Annotated in this window: 17 protein-coding genes; 8 read left to right on the top strand and 9 right to left on the bottom strand. The window is 57.2% G+C overall.

The window, feature by feature from the left end; all coding sequences use genetic code 11:
* Window positions 1-741: a putative periplasmic lipoprotein gene (locus tag AC1MDC_RS15765; protein ID WP_085696815.1), complete on the top strand. Its 741-nt coding sequence runs from the start codon at window positions 1-3 to the stop codon at window positions 739-741.
* A gap of 63 nt (window positions 742-804) precedes the next feature.
* Here the strand turns inward: AC1MDC_RS15765 and AC1MDC_RS15770 are convergent, their stop codons facing one another.
* A complete protein-coding gene (locus AC1MDC_RS15770; protein WP_085696814.1) occupies window positions 805-1,662 on the bottom strand; it encodes an NAD-dependent epimerase/dehydratase family protein in 858 nt (285 codons plus the stop codon).
* 188 nt (window positions 1,663-1,850) lie between these two features.
* Here AC1MDC_RS15770 and exbB point away from each other — a divergent pair, with 188 nt between their 5' ends.
* The 6 genes from exbB (at window position 1,851) to AC1MDC_RS15800 (ending at window position 8,744) form a co-directional block, all read left to right on the top strand.
* Complete coding sequence (gene exbB, locus AC1MDC_RS15775; protein ID WP_480393306.1) at window positions 1,851-2,804, top strand: tonB-system energizer ExbB; 954 nt, start codon at window positions 1,851-1,853, stop codon at window positions 2,802-2,804.
* A gap of 6 nt (window positions 2,805-2,810) precedes the next feature.
* The gene (gene exbD / locus AC1MDC_RS15780) at window positions 2,811-3,239 is read left to right on the top strand and encodes a TonB system transport protein ExbD (RefSeq protein ID WP_064379836.1); all 429 of its coding nucleotides are present in this window, start codon (window positions 2,811-2,813) and stop codon (window positions 3,237-3,239) included.
* Window positions 3,236-3,985, top strand: coding sequence for a TonB family protein (locus AC1MDC_RS15785; RefSeq protein WP_480393307.1), 750 nt, complete (start codon window positions 3,236-3,238; stop codon window positions 3,983-3,985). Before exbD ends, AC1MDC_RS15785 begins: the two co-directional genes overlap by 4 nt.
* 264 nt (window positions 3,986-4,249) lie before the next feature.
* Window positions 4,250-5,179, top strand: a complete 930-nt coding sequence (locus AC1MDC_RS15790; RefSeq protein ID WP_064379831.1) for a hydrogen peroxide-inducible genes activator — start codon at window positions 4,250-4,252, stop codon at window positions 5,177-5,179.
* 9 nt (window positions 5,180-5,188) lie between these two features.
* On the top strand, window positions 5,189-7,264 hold the full coding sequence (gene recG, locus AC1MDC_RS15795; RefSeq protein WP_480393308.1) for an ATP-dependent DNA helicase RecG: 2,076 nt from the start codon (window positions 5,189-5,191) through the stop codon (window positions 7,262-7,264).
* Window positions 7,265-7,343: 79 nt separating this feature from the next.
* Window positions 7,344-8,744: an aminoacyl-tRNA deacylase and HDOD domain-containing protein gene (locus tag AC1MDC_RS15800; protein ID WP_114886341.1), complete on the top strand. Its 1,401-nt coding sequence runs from the start codon at window positions 7,344-7,346 to the stop codon at window positions 8,742-8,744.
* Between the two features lie 120 nt (window positions 8,745-8,864).
* Here AC1MDC_RS15800 and AC1MDC_RS15805 read toward each other — a convergent pair whose 3' ends face one another.
* A complete protein-coding gene (locus AC1MDC_RS15805; protein ID WP_007954413.1) occupies window positions 8,865-9,251 on the bottom strand; it encodes an SCP2 sterol-binding domain-containing protein in 387 nt (128 codons plus the stop codon).
* A 582-nt stretch (window positions 9,252-9,833) separates the two neighbouring features.
* Between AC1MDC_RS15805 and AC1MDC_RS15810 the strand changes: the two genes are divergently transcribed.
* A complete protein-coding gene (locus tag AC1MDC_RS15810) occupies window positions 9,834-10,211 on the top strand; it encodes a DUF6124 family protein (RefSeq protein ID WP_480393309.1) in 378 nt (125 codons plus the stop codon).
* Window positions 10,212-10,263: 52 nt separating this feature from the next.
* On the opposite strand, the gene AC1MDC_RS15815 is transcribed toward AC1MDC_RS15810, so the two are convergent.
* From AC1MDC_RS15815 to AC1MDC_RS15845, 7 genes are read right to left on the bottom strand one after another with little or no spacing between them, the layout of a single operon-like run.
* Window positions 10,264-11,631, bottom strand: coding sequence for a lysozyme inhibitor LprI family protein (locus tag AC1MDC_RS15815; RefSeq protein ID WP_480393336.1), 1,368 nt, complete (start codon window positions 11,629-11,631; stop codon window positions 10,264-10,266).
* A gap of 45 nt (window positions 11,632-11,676) precedes the next feature.
* A complete protein-coding gene (locus tag AC1MDC_RS15820) occupies window positions 11,677-12,804 on the bottom strand; it encodes a lysozyme inhibitor LprI family protein (protein ID WP_256579231.1) in 1,128 nt (375 codons plus the stop codon).
* Window positions 12,805-12,981 (bottom strand): hypothetical protein, encoded by a 177-nt coding sequence (locus tag AC1MDC_RS15825; protein WP_480393310.1) that lies wholly within the window; start codon window positions 12,979-12,981, stop codon window positions 12,805-12,807.
* Window positions 12,982-13,001: 20 nt separating this feature from the next.
* On the bottom strand, window positions 13,002-13,463 hold the full coding sequence (locus AC1MDC_RS15830) for an XAC2610-related protein (RefSeq protein WP_480393311.1): 462 nt from the start codon (window positions 13,461-13,463) through the stop codon (window positions 13,002-13,004).
* 37 nt (window positions 13,464-13,500) lie between these two features.
* Window positions 13,501-14,433, bottom strand: coding sequence for a tetratricopeptide repeat protein (locus AC1MDC_RS15835; protein ID WP_480393312.1), 933 nt, complete (start codon window positions 14,431-14,433; stop codon window positions 13,501-13,503).
* Window positions 14,430-17,231 carry a glycoside hydrolase family 19 protein gene (locus AC1MDC_RS15840; RefSeq protein ID WP_480393313.1) on the bottom strand — a complete coding sequence of 934 codons (2,802 nt, stop codon included), beginning with the start codon at window positions 17,229-17,231 and terminating at the stop codon, window positions 14,430-14,432. The genes AC1MDC_RS15835 and AC1MDC_RS15840 overlap by 4 nt, the downstream gene beginning before the upstream one ends.
* A 51-nt stretch (window positions 17,232-17,282) precedes the next feature.
* Window positions 17,283-19,325 (bottom strand): type VI secretion system Vgr family protein, encoded by a 2,043-nt coding sequence (locus tag AC1MDC_RS15845; protein WP_480393314.1) that lies wholly within the window; start codon window positions 19,323-19,325, stop codon window positions 17,283-17,285.
* Window positions 19,326-19,330: the final 5 nt, after the last annotated feature.

The following is a 19,330-nucleotide window of genomic DNA, read 5'->3' on the forward strand; positions in this document are numbered from 1 at the left end:
ATGCGCAAAGCGCTTGCTCTCTCGCTGCTCGCCATTTTCCTCGGCGGTTGCGCCAGCAACCCTGCCGACCGTGACATCAGCGGCACCTGGATCAATCAGGTCGCCATCGATGCCGCTGCCAAGGGCGGCCCCCTGCGCGAAGCGCTTCAGGCTTACGGCCCGAATCTGGAGTGGGACGTCAACACCAAGGCCGGCCAGGCCCGCTATACCAACGGTTTCGAAAACGTCGAAGGTCGCTTGCTCGGCGAACAGTCCGGCGTCTGGAAAGTCGACTTCTATGGCAGCTCCGCCAGCGAGCTGAAACGTGATGGTGGCCAACTGCAACAAGCCGCCAACGAAAACGAACCGGAACAAGTCTTCGACCGCGCGCAAATTCCAGTGCCGGACGGCGCACCGATCGGCGCCAGCTTCGAACGCGCGCTGTATTCCGCTTATCTGGGCGGCAACTGGACGATCACCAGCGGCCAGGGCGAAGGCGCCACCGTGCAGTTTCAGGCTGACGGCCAAGTCTCCGGTCTGCCGGGTGCCGACCGCTATGCCCTGTGCCTCGCGGGCGATTGCGCGTCGATGAGCAGCGGCAACGACAGCATGTGGTTGCAGCAGAACGGCCAGGGCAACAACTGGATCTTTGTGCGCAAGGGCAAAGAGCTGGAAATCCTGCAGGCCGTGAATACGGCGCTGGCGGACGAACAACCGCAGTTCACCCCGGGTGAGCGCAAGTGGTTGCTTGAGAAGCAGTGATCTGCGCTTGAGACAAGAAAGGCGGAAGCAAGCCATTGCTCCCGCCTTTTTTATGTCCGCAAGTCAGCAGCGACCTTCAAGAATCGCGGCATACCCCTCGCGATAACTCGGATACTTCGGCACCCAGCCCAACGCCTTGGCCCGTGCATTGCTGCAACGCTTGCTGCCGGTACGACGCACACTCTCGTCTTCCGACCATTCGGTGACGCCCAGATACTCGCGCAGCCACGCCACCACCTCGGCGAGCGGCGCCGGCGCATCGTCCACGCCGATGTAGATGTCATCCAGCGCCACGCCCTTGCGATCCGCGTCCAGCAGATAAGCCATCAACCCCGCCGCATCATCGGCATGGATGCGATTGCCATACAGCGGTGGGTCAACCGCCACACGATAACCACGGCGTACCTGGGTCAGCAGCCATTCACGTCCCGGGCCATAAATGCCGGTCAGGCGCACGATGCTCGCGGGAATGCCGCTGTTGAGCGCAACCTGCTCGGCCTCCAGCATCAACCGACCGGAATAACCCGCGGCAACGGTTTCGGATTTTTCATCAACCCATTCGCCGTTCTGCTGCCCGTAAACACTGCTACTGGAAACGAACAGCAACCGATCAGGCTCTTGCCCGTAATCGTTCAGCCAACCCAGCACATGCTGCAAACCCTGCACATACGCCGCGCGATAACCGGCCTCATCGTGATCGGTGGCCGCCGCGCTATACACCAGGTAATCGATAGCGCCCACCGGCCAGGTCGCCGGGCAATCCTCATTGAACAAGTCACCGGCCACACCGATAACGCCCTCCGGCAAACGTGAAACATCCCGGCGCAGGCCGTATACCTGGAAGCCGGCAGCCAGCAATTGCGTGGCCAGACGGCTGCCGACATCACCGCAACCGGCGATCAAAACAGAAGGCGCGGACATCAAAAATCTCCCATCGGAAAGCGACAGACTAGCCTCGGCAAGGGACGAGCGGCTAGCAATGAAGGAAAAAAAGCAACTCTATTACTTTTGTTAACAAGAATTACTTGCAATAATGCACGCCACTTTTGTTCTCGGCCTCACGAGGCCTGGAAGAGCATCACCGTTTTTCTATCTCAGGTCCGGCCAGCATGACACGCATTCAAAACTCCGCTTCGCCAACCAACCGACCTCGCGCCTGGAGCGCCGTGGCTGCTCTGCTGCTCAGCCTGATGCTGGCACCAGTTGCTGCATTCGCTGACGCACAAGCCCCGGCCGCGCCAACCGCCACCGAGCAGAGCGCTCCGGCCGCCGCACCTGCCGCGACCGATCCGGTGCAGGCCGTAGAGGCCAGCGCCGCCGATGCACCGGAAGTCCTCGAAGCCGACAACAGCCTGGGCATGGCCCATGACCTGTCGCCATGGGGCATGTACCAGAACGCCGACGTCATCGTTAAAGCCGTGATGATCGGCCTGGCCATCGCCTCGATCATCACCTGGACCATCTGGATCGCCAAGGGCTTCGAGCTGATGGGCGCCAAACGCCGGCTGCGCGGTGAAATCGCCCAACTGAAAAAAGCTGCCTCCCTCAAGGAAGCCAGCGCTACCGCGGCGAAAGAAGGCACGCTGGCCAACCTGCTGGTACACGACGCCCTGGAAGAAATGCGCCTGTCGGCCAACGCCCGCGAGAAAGAAGGCATCAAGGAGCGCGTCAGCTTCCGCCTCGAGCGTCTGGTCGCAGCCTGTGGCCGCAACATGAGCAGCGGCACCGGCGTCCTCGCCACCATCGGCTCCACTGCGCCGTTCGTCGGTCTGTTCGGTACCGTGTGGGGCATCATGAACAGCTTCATCGGCATCGCCAAAACCCAGACCACCAACCTTGCCGTCGTGGCACCGGGTATCGCTGAAGCGCTGCTGGCTACCGCACTGGGTCTGGTTGCCGCGATTCCTGCCGTGGTCATCTACAACGTCTTCGCCCGCTCCATCGCCGGTTACAAGGCTCAGGTGTCCGATGCGTCGGCTCAGGTTCTGCTGCTGGTCAGCCGCGACCTCGACCACCAGCCTGAGCGCAACAGCTCGCAACCGCACATGGTGAAAGTGGGGTAATCGGCCATGGGCCTGCATTTGAAAGAAGGCGCAGACGACGATCTGGCCGAGAACCACGAAATCAACGTCACGCCGTTCATCGACGTGATGCTGGTGCTGTTGATCATCTTCATGGTGGCCGCTCCGCTGGCCACCGTGGACATCAAGGTTGACCTGCCTGCCTCCACCGCCAAACCGGCACCGCGGCCGGAGAAACCGGTATTCCTCAGCGTGAAGGCTGACCAGCGCCTGTTCATCGGCGATGACGAAGTGAAAGCCGAAACCCTCGGCGCCGCACTCGACGCCAAGACCCAGGGCAAGAAAGACACGACGATCTTCTTCCAGGCCGACAAAGGCGTGGATTACGGCGACTTGATGAGCGTGATGGATAACCTGCGCGCCGCCGGTTACCTGAAGGTCGGTCTGGTCGGACTCGAGAGCGCAGTCAAGAAATGATCACGACGCGCCATAAGCTGACGCGTTACAGCGGTAGCCTGGCCGTGGTGCTGGGTGTTCACGCGCTGGCCATCGCGCTGGCGCTGAACTGGAACGCCCGCCCGCCCATCGAATTGCCGCCGCAGGCAATGATGGTCGAGCTGGCACCGGTTCCGGCCCCGCCACCGCCCGCACCGCCGAAAGTCGTCACGCCACCGCAGCCACCGGCTCCGGTCGAAGAACTCCCGATCCCGAAACTGGCCGAAGCGCCAAAAGCCGAGATCGCGGTGCCCAAGCAAAAACCAAAACCCAAGCCAAAGCCGCAACCGTCCAAGCCGGTTGAGAAGAAACCGGAGCCTGTGAAGGAAAAACCCTCCGAGGAAAAACCGGCGGAGCCTCAGCAGACCCAGGCGCCGACGGAGAAATCCGCCCAGCCGGCACCGGGCCCGTCGCCTGCACAATTGGCGGCCAAGGCCAGTTGGCAAGGTACCCTGCTTGCGCATCTGGCCAAGTACAAAAAGTACCCGGCCAGCGCTCAGGCACGGGGCAAGGAAGGTTTGAACCGGTTGCGTTTCGTGGTTGATGGCGAAGGCAACGTGCTGTCGTTCGAACTGGTGGGCCGTTCCGGCAACGCCGATCTGGACCGGGCCACCCTGGAAATGATCCGCCGCGCCCAGCCGCTGCCCAAGCCACCGGCCGACATGCTGACCAATGGCGCGATCGAAATCGTTGCGCCGTTTGTTTACTCGCTGGAACGCCGCCGCTAGAAGGCACCGCAAACCCTGTGGGAGCGAAGAGGCCTGTCAGGCAAGGCGGCTTCGTCTGATACACCGCTTTCGCGAGCAAGCTCGCTCCCACAGGGTTCTGCGACAACCGGACGAACCCGACACAAAGGCACCCAAAGGTGCCTTTGTCATATCTACCAACGGCAAACCGGCATTGCCCGGTGTCGCATTCATCACTCAGTCTGATAACGTGCGTCTATCGATTGCAGCCGGTATGCTTGGCCCGCATCTTCATGGACGCTTGCTATGACTCTCACAGAATTACGCTACATCGTTACCCTCGCCCAAGAGCAGCATTTCGGCCACGCGGCCGAGCGTTGCCACGTCAGCCAGCCGACCCTGTCGGTGGGCGTGAAAAAGCTTGAAGACGAACTCGGTGTGCTGATTTTCGAGCGCAGCAAAAGCGCCGTGCGCCTGACCCCGGTCGGCGAAGGCATCGTCGCTCAGGCGCAAAAAGTGCTGGAGCAGGCCCAGGGCATCCGCGAACTGGCCCAGGCCGGCAAGAACCAGCTGACCGCCCCGCTGAAAGTCGGCGCGATCTACACCGTCGGCCCGTACCTGTTCCCGCACCTGATTCCGCAACTGCACCGGGTCGCCCCGCAGATGCCGTTGTACATCGAAGAAAACTTCACCCACGTGCTGCGCGACAAACTGCGCAACGGCGAACTGGACGCGATCATCATCGCCCTGCCGTTCAACGAAGCCGACGTGCTGACCCTGCCGCTCTATGACGAACCGTTCTACGTCCTGATGCCGGCCCAGCACCCGTGGACGCAAAAAGAATCCATCGACGCCGCCCTGCTCAATGACAAGAGCCTGCTGCTGCTCGGCGAAGGCCACTGCTTCCGCGATCAGGTGCTGGAAGCCTGCCCGACCCTGACCAAGGGCAACGACGGCGCCAAGCACACCACGGTCGAATCCAGCTCGCTGGAAACCATTCGCCACATGGTCGCCTCCGGCCTGGGCATCTCGATCCTGCCGCTGTCGGCGGTGGACAGCCATCACTACGCCCCGGGCGTGATCGAAGTGCGTCCACTGTCGGCACCGGTGCCGTTCCGCACCGTGGCCATCGCCTGGCGCGCCAGTTTCCCTCGCCCGAAAGCCATCGAGATCCTCGCCGACTCCATTCGCCTGTGCTCGGTCGCCAAACCTGCCGCGCCGGTCACGGCCGGTTAAGCCAGAGTCATGACTGAGCTGTCGCAGGTCTCGGTCACCGCACTCAAGGGTGTCGGTGAAGCCATGGCCGAGAAACTGGCCAAGGTCGGCCTGGAGAACCTCCAGGACGTGCTGTTCCACCTGCCGCTGCGTTATCAGGATCGCACCCGCGTGGTGCCGATCGGCGCGTTGCGGCCGGGACAGGACGCTGTGGTCGAAGGCACCGTCAGCGGTGCCGACGTGGTCATGGGCCGGCGTCGCAGCCTCGTCGTGCGTTTGCAGGACGGCACCGGCGGCCTGAGCCTGCGCTTCTATCACTTCAGCAACGCGCAGAAAGAAGGCCTCAAGCGCGGCACGCGGATTCGCTGCTACGGCGAAGCCCGGCCCGGCGCGTCAGGGCTGGAGATCTACCACCCGGAATACCGCGCCATCAACGGCGACGAGCCGCCGCCGGTGGATGAAACCCTGACCCCGGTCTACCCGCTGACCGAAGGCCTGACCCAGGCGCGCCTGCGCCAGTTGTGCATGCAGACCCTGACCCTGCTCAAACCGGCCACCCTGCCCGACTGGCTGCCGACGGAACTTGCCCGCGACTACCAACTGGCGCCGCTGGCCGACGCGATCCGCTACCTGCACAACCCGCCCGCCGATGCCGACGTCGACGAACTCGCCCTCGGTCATCACTGGGCCCAGCATCGTCTGGCCTTCGAAGAACTGCTGACTCACCAGCTATCGCAGCAACGCCTGCGCGAAAGCATGCGAGCCCTGCGCGCACCAGCGATGCCGAAAGCCACCAGACTGCCGGCGAAATACCTGGCCAACCTCGGCTTCAATCCGACCGGCGCTCAGCAACGGGTCGGCAACGAAATCGCCTACGACCTCAGCCAGCACGAACCGATGCTGCGGCTGATTCAGGGCGACGTCGGTGCGGGCAAAACCGTGGTCGCCGCCCTCGCAGCGCTGCAAGCACTGGAAGCGGGTTATCAGGTCGCACTGATGGCGCCGACCGAGATCCTTGCCGAGCAACACTTCATCACCTTCAAGCGCTGGCTCGAGCCGCTGGGCATCGACGTGGCATGGCTGGCCGGCAAGCTCAAGGGCAAGAACCGCGTGGCCGCGCTGGAACAGATCGCCAGCGGCACGCCGATGGTGGTCGGCACCCACGCGCTGTTCCAGGACGAAGTGCAGTTCAAGAATCTGGCGCTGGTGATCATCGACGAACAACACCGCTTCGGCGTACAGCAACGTCTGGCGCTGCGGCAGAAAGGCGTCGGCGGGCGCATGTGTCCGCATCAACTGATCATGACCGCCACGCCGATTCCGCGGACGCTGGCGATGAGCGCCTACGCCGACCTCGACACCTCGATCCTCGACGAACTGCCGCCCGGCCGAACCCCGGTCAACACCGTGCTGGTCACCGACACCCGTCGCGTCGAAGTCATCGAACGGGTGCGCAGCGCCTGCGCCGAGGGCCGTCAGGCCTATTGGGTGTGCACGCTGATCGAAGAGTCCGAAGAGCTGACCTGCCAGGCCGCCGAAACCACTTTCGAAGACCTGACCGCCGCCCTCGGTGAGTTGAAGGTCGGGCTGATCCACGGCCGCATGAAACCCGCCGAGAAAGCCGCCGTCATGGCCGAGTTCAAAGCCGGCAACCTGCAACTGCTGGTCGCCACCACCGTGATCGAAGTCGGCGTGGACGTGCCCAACGCCAGCCTGATGATCATCGAAAACCCCGAACGCCTCGGCCTTGCGCAACTGCACCAGTTGCGCGGTCGCGTCGGTCGGGGCAGCGCAGTCAGCCATTGCGTGCTGCTCTACCATCCGCCGCTGTCGCAAATCGGCCGCCAGCGCCTGGGCATCATGCGCGAGACCAACGACGGTTTCGTCATCGCCGAAAAAGACCTCGAACTGCGCGGCCCCGGCGAAATGCTCGGCACCCGCCAGACCGGCCTGCTGCAATTCAAGGTTGCCGACCTGATGCGCGACGCCGATCTGCTGCCCGCCGTACGCGATGCCGCCCAGGCGTTGCTCGAACGCTGGCCCACCCACGTCAGCCCGTTGCTCGACCGCTGGCTGCGACACGGGCAGCAATACGGCCAAGTGTGAGCACCGTCGCAGTTTCTCAAAGCTCGTTCCAACCAAGCTGGTTATACTCCAGCAATTGTTTCAAAAACGGATACAGACCATGACCGAAGCTGCTCTCGCCCCCGAATCCCCGCACGCTCCGTCTGTTATTCGGCTGCTGCTCAACAAGCTGGGCGTCGCCTACGAAGAAGTGCTCGACCACCACGGCCTCAACGCCTCGCGCAAAGTGCAGGCCGTGTTGCTGGACGACGCGGTCGGTGCGCTGATGGTGCTGTTTCCACAGAGCCAGTTGCTGGATCTCAACCGCCTCGCCGAGCTGACGGGCCGTCGCCTGACCGCCGTGTCCACCGAGCGCCTGGAAAAGATGCTCGGCAAACACAGCCTGAGCCTGCTGCCGGGCCTGCCGGCGCTGACCAGCTCGCCGTGCCTCTACGAAGAAAGCCTGCTGCGCGAGCCGAAGTTGCTGATCAACTCCGGCGAGCCGGGCCTGCTGCTGGAAATCGCCAGCGAAGACTTCAAGACCATGCTGACCAAGGCCAGCGCCGCCAACTTCGGCGAAGCCCTGAGCAGCATCCGCCCGAACCTCGACCGCCCGGACGATGACCGCGAGGAAATCACCCAGGCCGTTCAGGCGTTCACCGCGAGACGCATCCAGCAGCGTCTGGAAGCGACCATCGAGATTCCACCGCTGGCCGAAACCGCACAAAAAATCATCAAGCTGCGCGTCGACCCGAACGCCACCATCGACGACATCACCGGCGTGGTCGAAACCGACCCGGCGCTGGCTGCGCAAGTGGTGAGCTGGGCGGCGTCGCCGTACTACGCGTCGCCGGGCAAGATCCGTTCGGTAGAAGACGCGATCGTCCGCGTGCTGGGCTTCGATCTGGTGATCAACCTGGCTCTGGGCCTGGCCCTCGGCAAGACTCTCAGCCTGCCCAAGGATCACCCGCAACACACCACGCCGTACTGGCAGCAGTCGATCTACACCGCCGCCGTCATCGAAGGCCTGACCCGCGCCATGCCGCGCGCCCAGCGCCCGGAAGCAGGCCTGACCTACCTCGCCGGCCTGCTGCACAACTTCGGCTACCTGCTGCTGGCCCACGTGTTCCCGCCGCACTTCTCGCTGATCTGCCGGCACCTGGAGGTCAACCCGCACCTGTGCCACAGCTACGTCGAGCAACACCTGCTGGGCATCAGCCGCGAACAGATCGGCTCCTGGCTGATGCGCTACTGGGACATGCCGGACGAACTGGCCACCGCCCTGCGCTTCCAGCACGACCCGAACTACGACGGCGCCTACGCCGAATACCCGAACCTCGTCTGCCTGGCCGTGCGCCTGCTGCGCAGTCGCGGCATCGGCTCCGGGCCGGATGAAGACATCCCGGATGCGCTGCTGGAGCGTGTTGGTTTGACTCGCGACAAGGCCAATGATGTGGTCAGCAAAGTACTGGAAGCCGAAGTCCTCCTGCGCGAACTGGCTTCGCAGTTCAGCCAGGCCTGATTTGCGCTCATAAAAAAGGCCCCGCACTCAACCGAGTGTGGGGCCTTTGTATTTGATCGTTCCCACGCTCTGCGTGGGAATGCAGCCCATGACGCTCCGCGTCACAGCCTCACGCAATACTCAAGCAGCCTTGGCCTTCGCCTTCCGCGGCTTCAAATACTTCATCAACCCCTGAAACCACATGACCAGCGCCGGATTCCCCTTCAGCTGGATCGACTTGTCCTGAATCCCCTGCATGAACGCCAACTGCTTGTTCTTCGCCTGCATCGTGGCAAACCCGAACGCCGCATCCTTGAAGGCAATCGCAAACGCCGGCTCCGCCACCACCCCGGACTTGCTGGTAATGCGCTGGTCCTTCACCACGAAATGCCGCGCCACCTTCCCGTCCAGAGTCTGCAGCTGAAACACCAGATCCTTGTCACCCAACTGCTGCTGGAACGCAGGATTTGTCCGACTGGCCTTACCCATCAACAGACCCAGCATCCACAGAAGAAAACGAAATTTCATGCGCACAGCCTCAAAAGGAAAATGAACGGCCGGGGGAGTGTAAGGGATTCGAACGGATTCGCCACTATCTTGGACGGATAGAAGACGATGCATGGCTTTTCTCGCATGATGACTACCAAGTCACGATTTCCGCCCCACAACCTGATCGTTCCCACGCTCCGCGTGGGAATGCCTCCCGTGACGCTCCGCGTCACACCATCCCCCCGTCCTACACCTGAAGAAACACATTCCTGTAGGAGCTGCCGAAGGCTGCGATCTTTCGGTCTGCTGCCCCGCAAACCTATGGGAAATTTCCTGCGAAGCGCCGGGATACCTATGAACTAGGCAGGCTGGGACATCACCGATAGCCTCTGTGTGTCACCGCAAAATCGGTGACTCGGACGTGCAAGTCCGGGCTCGTCATTCATCCGGTTATAGCTATTCACCATGCATTTTCCTATGCTCGCGAATCGTTATGGCGGCTGTGTGTGGGAGACCTTTGGGTCTGCCGGTTGCCGAGTCCGGTCTTGCACACCTATACACAGCTGCCACCCTTTCGAAGCAAGCGAAGTGGTGTCGGCTCCATGACTCGGTAAAATCACGATGATCAAACCAACACCCAATCCCCCCGAAATTCCAGAAAACCCGGAAACCTCCCCTTACGAATCCCTCGATTCAAAGAAACTCCACGAAGCCGCCGAACGCGCCCTCGACCACCACTTCAAACCCAGAACCACACGCCCCAAACGCCTGGGCGGCCTGTTCGCCCTCTGCCCCAACGCCGACGCTGAAGCCCTCATGGCCAACGCCTCCGAAGACCTCCTGTCCATCAGCGCTTTCGCCGCCAACCTGGCCGACGACCTCGACGGCCCCCGCCGCTCGATGGCGCTGGGTCTGAGCAGAATGGCGGACGGCGTGCGATTGATGGTGGAAGGCACGCTCGATCACATTGAGTTTCGGGAGTATCAAACACGGGGTTGATAGCCCATAACTGACGGAGGGCGCAATGAGTGCCCTCCGTCAATTGATCGCACTAATAGCATTTGCTCGGAGCGATTGGCTCAGTCACTTCCGATTGAAGTCGCTTGGCAGCGCTGAGACCTGACTCGTAGCCCTTGTCGGCGGCAAGCTGATAACAAGCCAAGGCACGAGGGATATCCTTCACGCCGAGATCGCCACTCTTCCAATAGTCACCAAGCGAAACGATTGCATGTGCTGATCCCATGGAGCTGGCGCGAATAAGCTCTTTCTCCACATCAGCGGGCCGCTGGCAGGGTCCGCTTCCAGCCGTGTCATTGCCAAAACAATAAAAGCTTGCCAGCCCCTCAGCTCCTCCTGGCGAATTAACCGCTGCCGCTTTGAAAAGAGCTTCAACTTTGCTGTATTCCAACTGCGGAGCCATACCCGACAGACTCAGCCTAGCCGCAGTCTCGCTGGAAACAGGATCGCCTGAAGCAGCCGCACACAGATAATTTTCCAATGCAGCCTCAAAAAGTTCTCCTGTCAGACGGTATTGCTCAAGACCACCCAAGCCAACAAATCCTTGCGCACGCTGTGAGCAGAAATTTTCCTCGCGACTCAATGAGCGAGTATTGGCTACAGAAAGCTCCTTTTCGGGAATCGACCAATCCTCAACCCCCTCAAGCGTCCAGCAGGCTTTGCGCGAAAAGTTGAAGATCTTGATATTGCTGTTTCCGGCACGTTTATCCACAACGTCAACGTGACGATCATCCACTCTCTCGATTTCTATCCCTTCGACTTTCCCATCAGGCACCACAGCCATTAAGGGAAACACCATGTCGCGCCCTACCTCCGCAGTGACGTGAGTCACTATCCGTCCTATATCCGACGTCCCCTTCAACACCAATAGCTTCACCGCTTGCGCAGTCAGTCGCTTTTGCGATTCGGCATTAGCGGAGAAGTATGGAAGAAACTGGGCGAAGTCTTGCGTCGGGCACGAGCCACGCCCAAATGCAGAGCCACCACCGCTATCGGACGCGATATTGTCCAGAAACACCGACCGCTCACGGCTCATGCTGGCGATGCAATTATTCACGGCCGCCACATGCGCCGAAGAGCCCGGCTCCGTCTCCAACGCATCGATCTGGCAATCGGTATCGCGTAGCTTGATCCAAGCGCGCTGAGCCTCCTGAACCGTCGCCTTTTGGCTTGCGGCAAGTACAGGATCGGTCTGATATCCACCTTCGAGCCGAACCATCAATTCTTGATAACTGGTATTCAACCGCGCATCTGCAGCAGCCTTGGCACTCACAGAACATCTTTCACTCTGGGAATTTGTAGTGATATCAACACATGCATCCTGGGCGAATGAATCCCCCCCGAACAGAGATAAACCGCAAAGCAATAAACTGCACAATAATGGAATAAAATATTTATTCACGGAAAATTCCAACGACAGATTTCGAAGGCATACTTTAAGTTGCACTTATTCATCAAGCGATATAGCCATTTTCAGAGTATATCCATTCAGGTAAACGACTGCTTCGCGTCCGTTTATATCGACAGGCGTAGGGTTATTAATCATTCCGTCATCAATGGCCGTTGCAATTTTCGTCAGCGTTTTATCCGCAACATTGGCACGCCAAATAGTCTCATTGCCATTTTTGAAGTAAAACGTCGGCCGGGATTTGCTCCAAATCGGACTATAAATATTCCAACCCACCTCCGGCCGGCCAACCGGAGCTATCGTCTCATATCCTTTGGTGTGCGAATAATACGCTTGCAACTTCCCATAATCACCACCCCAACCGAATGTCAATCCACTGACAGCGTTTTCATCAGTATTTGGCCACTGCTGGAACAATAAACTACTTTCAACCGGTGGCAGCTTGGAGCCGAGTTTATATACCATCCCCCGCAACTGATTTTTCGAAAGCTGCTGTCGATAGTAAAACGCCCCATCCAAGATTCCAGCAAACCTTTTCCCTTCGTCGTTCGAACCCAAATTCAAGGCACCGTCAAAGCCGATATCTTTTGCAATCGTGTGCAGCACGGGCCTGTCGTTGCGGTCAACGTACTCATATAGATTACCCCGGTACGCAATCATCGCTGGATCAAAGTGCCCTTCAAATACGATGACATACAACATGCCTGAAATTGTTTCGGCGGAGATTACAAATCGTTCAACAGCGCCTTTCTCATTGGGAAGCCATGCTAAATCAATGACCCTCCATGAACGCTCAAACTGTGCATAGGCTTTATCGCCCAACATCAACTTAATATCTTTCTGAGTCGGTCTAGGCGCAATAGCAACCGGTGACAGAAACTGAATCTGATGAACATAAGCATCCTCTAAGCATTCAACAGACTCACAAGAATTTCGCTCTGACTCGAGCCAATCACTCTCGATTACTTGAAAAGCTCGTCTATTCTTCAACGGCTTGAAAAATTCACTCAGCTTTTCATCCATTATGGACAATGAAGGAGAGCTACAAATTTTCTTTTCTACGCCCGTCGAAGCCTTGCCGCAATCGAAACTCGCGGAAAGCACGAACGAACTAAAAAACAAAAAGGTTAACGATAAAAAACCAGGAAACGAATAAATACTCTTCATTTAGTTGACCATCAAGTAAGAAGCGGGACAGATCTGTTTAAATACCCTACGAAGACCAAAGCCACTAAGCGCAACAAATAAATCCGTCCCCTTTAACTCATGGCTGCAGTCATCCTGCGCGTACGCTGCTGAAACAGGCAGCAGCACGGCCAGCAGGGTAAAAACAAAACGTTTCACTGTGTTCATCCTTGAGTCGTTCAGGCTTTGCGTTTGGCGAACCGGGTGACGCATTGCTTGGGTATGTTCATTTCCCAATAGGTGCTGAGCAACGCTTTACGTTTTTTATCGACACGCAAATTAACGAAACCATCGCCGCAGTCCGGTTTCAATTCTTCGAACGTGCCGAATTTTGCTTGGTAAATGAACACTCGGTAGTAGTCGTAAGTGCCCATGCCGTCATCAAGCTGCCAGACCGCGAAATCCTTGGCACCGTCAAAATTGAAATCATCGATCTGCACATGAAGTTCGTTTAAGGCTTCAAAATTGATTGTCCGCGACTCGTTATGCATTTCGCCTTTAACCGCGACGTTCAGCGTGGAGCCTTCGAGAACCAGCGTCGCATCGACGCCTTTGGTTGGGCTAAACGTCGACGTCTCGGCAAACGCCTGGAGGGTCCACATCAGGCCAAGCAGTGGTACCGCTAGATTTTTGAATTGCATGTACTCGCCTAACTTTCACTGACAAACGCGGCTCGTCTCAATTGCAGTTTTCCCGAGATTTCGCCGCCTGTGGAATACGTCCACCTTTTCCGTTTTTTGTCATTTGCGCGATGTATTCCTTATAAAGCGGACATGCGTCGGACCTCATTCCTATATCCCAATAGGCATCTGCCAAATTTAGTGTTGCAACGACTCTCTCCGGGAATTTTTTATGAATCTCCCTCAAAAGCAAAGCAGCTAAAACATTGTTTTTGCTGCGATACAAATAATAAGCATAGTCATTTAAAGGTCCGACATTATCATCAGCAACAATCAAAGTCAGCTCATACACCAGCTCTTGGGGAATGTTCCGCCTTAACTTATTCCCGCTATCATCGAGCCCATAAAACAATTCTCCTTTTTCACCCTGGGGAAGCTTGCTAAGGATATATTTGAAGTCTTTCCTGATTTCTGCAAGCTGAGCCTCATCACTCAAATAGCTAAAATTCGGTGCACCTTCGGAGAATTGAGAAAACGAAGTGCAACACGCTATACGCTGAACATTAAATTGCTGAGGAAATAGCAATTCAATTGGCGCCTTCTCACCACTCAAGGTATATTTTTCATCTCTACTAGGTTCCACCCAAGTTGATTTTTTATAGAGAACCCAATCTTGCTGCGCAGAACTCCATTTAAAGCTGAACTGCGTAATATCTGTATTACGAGTATAAAAATCCAGCAGCAACGAGAATTCACCTGGTAAATAACCTACAGACAACCCACCTTCTCCAAGCTCAAAATTTCCCGAAACAGACTTATTACTCCCGCCAATATCGATAGTGATTCGCGAAATTGTGCCGTCATCCTCGAGCGGGCTAACACTATACGGATCGCAGATTCCATCTCCATTCAGGTCAGCCTCGCAGCTAGAGCTCGCACTTGCCGCTGTTGCCATGAACGTGAGAATAAAAAAAACAGCTACTTTGATCATAAGGTCCCCCCAAGTGCGACGATACGCGCTTCCGCGTACTGTTTAGCTACCGATGCTATTCGTCCTGACGCATAGTAAGTGGTATTGGTATTACCACTAACAGACGAGTCCGAGTTATATAAATCCAAGAACCTTTTATATCCGATTATTGCTTGCGCAGCATCCGGTGTCTTCCCAGCTTTTCCACCCGCGGGATCGCTCCACAGACCCCAAGCAAAGGAAAACTTAGCTTTATTATATGCCTTGCTATCGAGCAAATCATATGCGCCAGATTTATTCAACTTCGCACAACCTTTAATATCCAAGGCTTTCAAAGCATTGTTCAAAAACAACAATCTTTCATCATAATGGTTCAAACCACCATTCACTAAAATCGTGCAATATATAAAATCATCTGCATCCGAGTGCGTGAGTATTTTTTTATAGTCAACCCAATACCATCCCGCCGACAGTACGCTATGCGGCAACTGACCGAGCTTGTTATAATTTGGCGCACCTATAAAACTCTCACCGGCAAACTGCCCATAGGCCTCATAATTGACTCTATGGGTAATTTGCATAAGACCACGACCAATGTAAGGGTGATATGTAGGCAAAGGTTTATCTGGATCGAGACCTTCTACTGTGTAGTGCAGATGTCCGCTCTCATGCAGCATTTGCGCAAGGATATGCGCCTTACTTATACACTTAACTACCCCAGACCTCTCAAACATCTCACCTAAAAGATCTGTATATTTATCAATATTAGCCTGAGTCGCTGAAGGATCGATCAATTTCATTTGATCTTTAGTAATGGTATCCGAGCAGCTACAGCCACCTGCATGTGCAAATGACGAAATCAGCCCAATAGGATGAATATGTTGCACACTCGCATTGCTGGTAATTCCATGCTGACCCAACAGCTTGCTCCACCAACTGAGCTTCTCAATTCGCGCCTTTTCTTCTACCCATTCTTTATGAGGTTCAGAATCGCTATGCCCAATTATTTCGTCTAGGGCATCCCACTTATCTTTTTTAAAGTCCCACTCATTTTCATAACGGGTGACCATTTGCGATATTGGCTGAGAGTACCAAGGTTTGTTCAATGCTTCTGCAATCTCAGTAGGAGCGATTTTTTTATCCCCGTCCCGATCAAGTATTTTATACAGCTTCTCGTTAACGGAACCCGCAATAGCCGCCTCCACGTTTGGCAAATAGCCTTCACGCTCCTGCTCACTGAGATTCTCTTGGGCATGTAAAAACGCTGCAAAGTGATCGGCATTGCTGGTGGTCTCTTCGATAAAATCGAAGCCATTCCACTCAAATGGTGAATGTCGCGAAATGACTATGTCTTGCTCCGCAAACCACCCATCAATCCCGTTACCGTCCTTGTCCCCCAAAAGACCATCTAGACGCCACCAATACGTGGTTGTCGTTGACTGCCCCATTGTGACTGTTTGTTTTATTTTTTTGTCCGCAGGTAGCGTCTCTAGCAATCCTACAGGGACATAAAAATCGTACCCCACATCATTCCCAGCGTCTGATGCTTTAGGAGGATTTGTAGCGTTCATACCTTGCACGTGAGTAATAAGCTTGGTGCCTACAGGTATTTTGACTATCGATTTCTCAGCGACGGGGGCCCCTGCGGCTTTAGCTTTACTCTGCTCAGTGAACGCCTTCACATCCTCACAGCTGAAAACCTCTAGGTGCAAGAGGTTCTTCGGAGCTGCATCTGAATGGTTCTGATACTTGCCAACATGCCCCAGAATCTCACCGGCTTTGATCTTGTATGTCGGAGAGAGAACAACAACATCTCCCATCGGGCTGTGCGGCTCACTCTTTGGCGTAAGTGACTGCAACCAAATAAACCCAGGAAGCTTCCCATCCGCGCCGGGCGCTAAGGCCGGAGTCGCCTGGCCACTGACGATTTCGGCGAGTTTACGAAAGTTGTTAGGTGTCGCTTCGTCACCAAGCCGTACTTGGGCGCCTGCTGGTAAGTGGCTAAGCGGGAGGCCGCTGGTATGGGCGCCGCGGATATTCGCTCCGTGCTGAGCGCCTCCAGGGACAGGATCTTGAGCTTCGTTACCCACAAAATACTTGCCACCTCCCAAATCTTTCAATTGACCCTTGTATACCCATCCGCCCGCAGGCAAGCCTGCGATTTCAGGACTAACGCTGATAACCGCAACCCACATTTGATTCGCTGGGGCAGGTTGTGTAACCACGGTCGTCCCCCGGGGCAAAACTGCCAAGACGGGAAAGTGCCCGGCGTTACCACTTCGCATCCGGATACCCAAAGGCTTGTCTGGAGCATTGGCCTTAACTTCATAAAGCCCCTTTCCCCAAAAGCCCGGCCGGTCTTTAAGCGTAGGGTTCGCTTTGTAACCCTCCCAATCCAGCAAGTGCATATAGAGGCTGAAAAACGTCAGACTTGGCCCTGCTACCGGCGAGCTTGCCGGGGCCGCCCCGGCTGCAGGCGTCGGAGGTGCCGGTAACTCAAGTCGATGCTTAACCAGCACAAACCCCGTCGAATAAACCGAGTGCGTCGAGCCAAAATCCGAAGTCGGATATTTCTCGTCAATACGGTAGGCGACGACTTCTCCATCAGCGATGCACCTGACCTCCGTCAGATCCTTCACCAACCCCGAAGCTTCATCGAAATGAACACCACCATGCCAAAGACCATTGGCTCCCAATGGGTAGTAACCATCTTGTGCTTTAGCTAAGGCTTTGTAGAACTGCTGCGGATCGGTCGCTTCGGCTGTCCCTACCTTCAGGGGATACGACCATTTTTGAATTTTGTTCGTTGTCTCTGTCATTACCAATTACCTGAATTCTGATCCTTGGTGGCTTGGATTGCCGTCGATGTCTTACCCGGAAAAATTGAGCATTCGTTTCGGCTTGCGTTTGACCTGTTCTTCAGGCGCATTCAACAACGCCTGATCCATCAAACTCCCCGCCTTGTCCTTATCCGCCGCCCCCGGCAGCACCGGCGGTTTGATCCCGATGCCAGTGCCCGCACCCGGCGAGCCGCCGGCATTGATCTTCACAACCGGCCCAACCACCGTCACACCACCGCCATCGAGCTTGATGAAACTGCCGCCGCCGAGAATCGTCAGTTCGGAACCGGCCTCGATGACGATCTTGTCTCCCGCCTTGATGTGTATCTCTTTGCCGACGCTGGTCAGTTGCGCCGTCCCGAGCTTCACATGCTGGCTCTCGCCGATGGTCAGGTGGTCGTCCAGCCGTGCTTCGATCTTGCGGTCGCTGATGGTGGTGCGGTGTTCTTCGGCCTTGAGTTCGGTGTAGGTGTTCTTCACCACGGTGTCGTGGCGTTCATTCCCGACCCGAATCTTCTGGTCGTGTTCGACGTTTTCGTCCCAGTCGCGCTGGGCGTGGATGAAGATTTGTTCGGCGCCTTTTTTGTCTTCGATGCGCAGTTCGTTGTAGCCACCGCCGCCCGGGGAGCTGAGGGTTTTGAAGACGCTGCGGGTCTTGTTCGCCGGCAAGGCGTAGGGCACCGGGTTTTCCTTGTGGTACAGGCAGCCGGTGACCAGTGGCTGGTCGGGGTCGCCTTCGAGGAAGGTGACGAGGACTTCCATGCCGATGCGCGGGATGGAGATGGCGCCGTAGCGGTCGCCGGCCCAGGAGCTGGAGACGCGCAGCCAGCAGCTGGTCTTGTCGTCGGCCAGGCCTTCGCGGTCCCAGTGGAATTGCACCTTGATGCGGCCGTACTGGTCGCAGTGGATTTCTTCGCCTTTGGGGCCGGTGACCATGGCGGTCTGGCTGCCGAGGACGCGGGGTTTCGGGTGTTCCAGCGCCGGGCGGTAGAACACGTCCCATGGGGTGGCGAGGAAGCGGTTGCGGTAGCCCTGGTGGAAGTCGTCCTTGTTGTCGGTGGTGTCGCTGGTCACCGATTCTTCGAGGACTTGCGGCTGTTTGCCTTCGTGGAAAATTTCGGTGAGCAGCCACAGGTCGTTCCACTCGCTGCGCGGGTGGTCGGACATTTCCATGAAGTGGCCGCTGACCAGTCGGGTCTGGTCGCCGCGACCTTCGGCCTGACGGTAGTCGGCGCGGTGGCGTTCGAGGGCGCGCTGGCTTAGGAACTTGCCGCGCGCGCGGTCGATGAAACGGCCGGGGTAGTCGTAGTCTTCGAGATCCGGTTCAGTGCTCTCGCCATCCGGTTTGTAGGCCGCTTCCATTTGCAGGCGCGGCTTTTCGAAGTCGTAGTCGCGGCGGGTGGTGCGGCTGGTGCGGGTTTCCAGGCGCAGCTTGAAGCCTTTGATCACCGGCTCTTCGGCGACCATGCCGCTGCCCTGCACGTACGCGGTCGGCTGGCCGAGGTTCGGGAACACGGTCTGGTCATCGCCGAACACCAGCAGGTGGCCTTTCTTGCTGTGCTGGAAGTGGTAGTGAATGCCTTCTTCTTCGCACAGGCGCTGCACGAAGTGCAGGTCGGTTTCGTCGTACTGCACGCAGTAATCGCGATCCGGGCACGGCTGGCTCAGCTGGAAGCTGTAGGCGTTGCCCTTGATGCCGTGCTCGTCGAGGATCAGCGCGATGATTTTCGGCGCCGACATCTGCTGGTAGATGCGCTGGTTGGTGCGGTGATGCAAGTATTGCAGCTGCGGCACCAGCGAAACCTTGTAGCGGGTCAGGCGCTTGCCGGCATCACCCTGGGCGACGCGGTAGATCTGGCCGTGGATACCGGAGCCTTGTGGATCGAGGGCGAGGAAGGCCTGTTTGTGCAGGAGCTTTTCCAGGTCCAGATCCGGGTTTTCGCTGACCAGTTCCAGGTCGAAACGGAACGGCTGGCTGATGCCTTCGGTGCCGGTGAACGACAGGACTTGCAGGTCGCCTACGTAGTCTTCGACCGTGAGGCTGAAGTGCGTTTCGTTAGCTGGGTTGAACATAGTGT

It is taken from the genome of Pseudomonas sp. 1 (genome assembly GCF_056626735.1).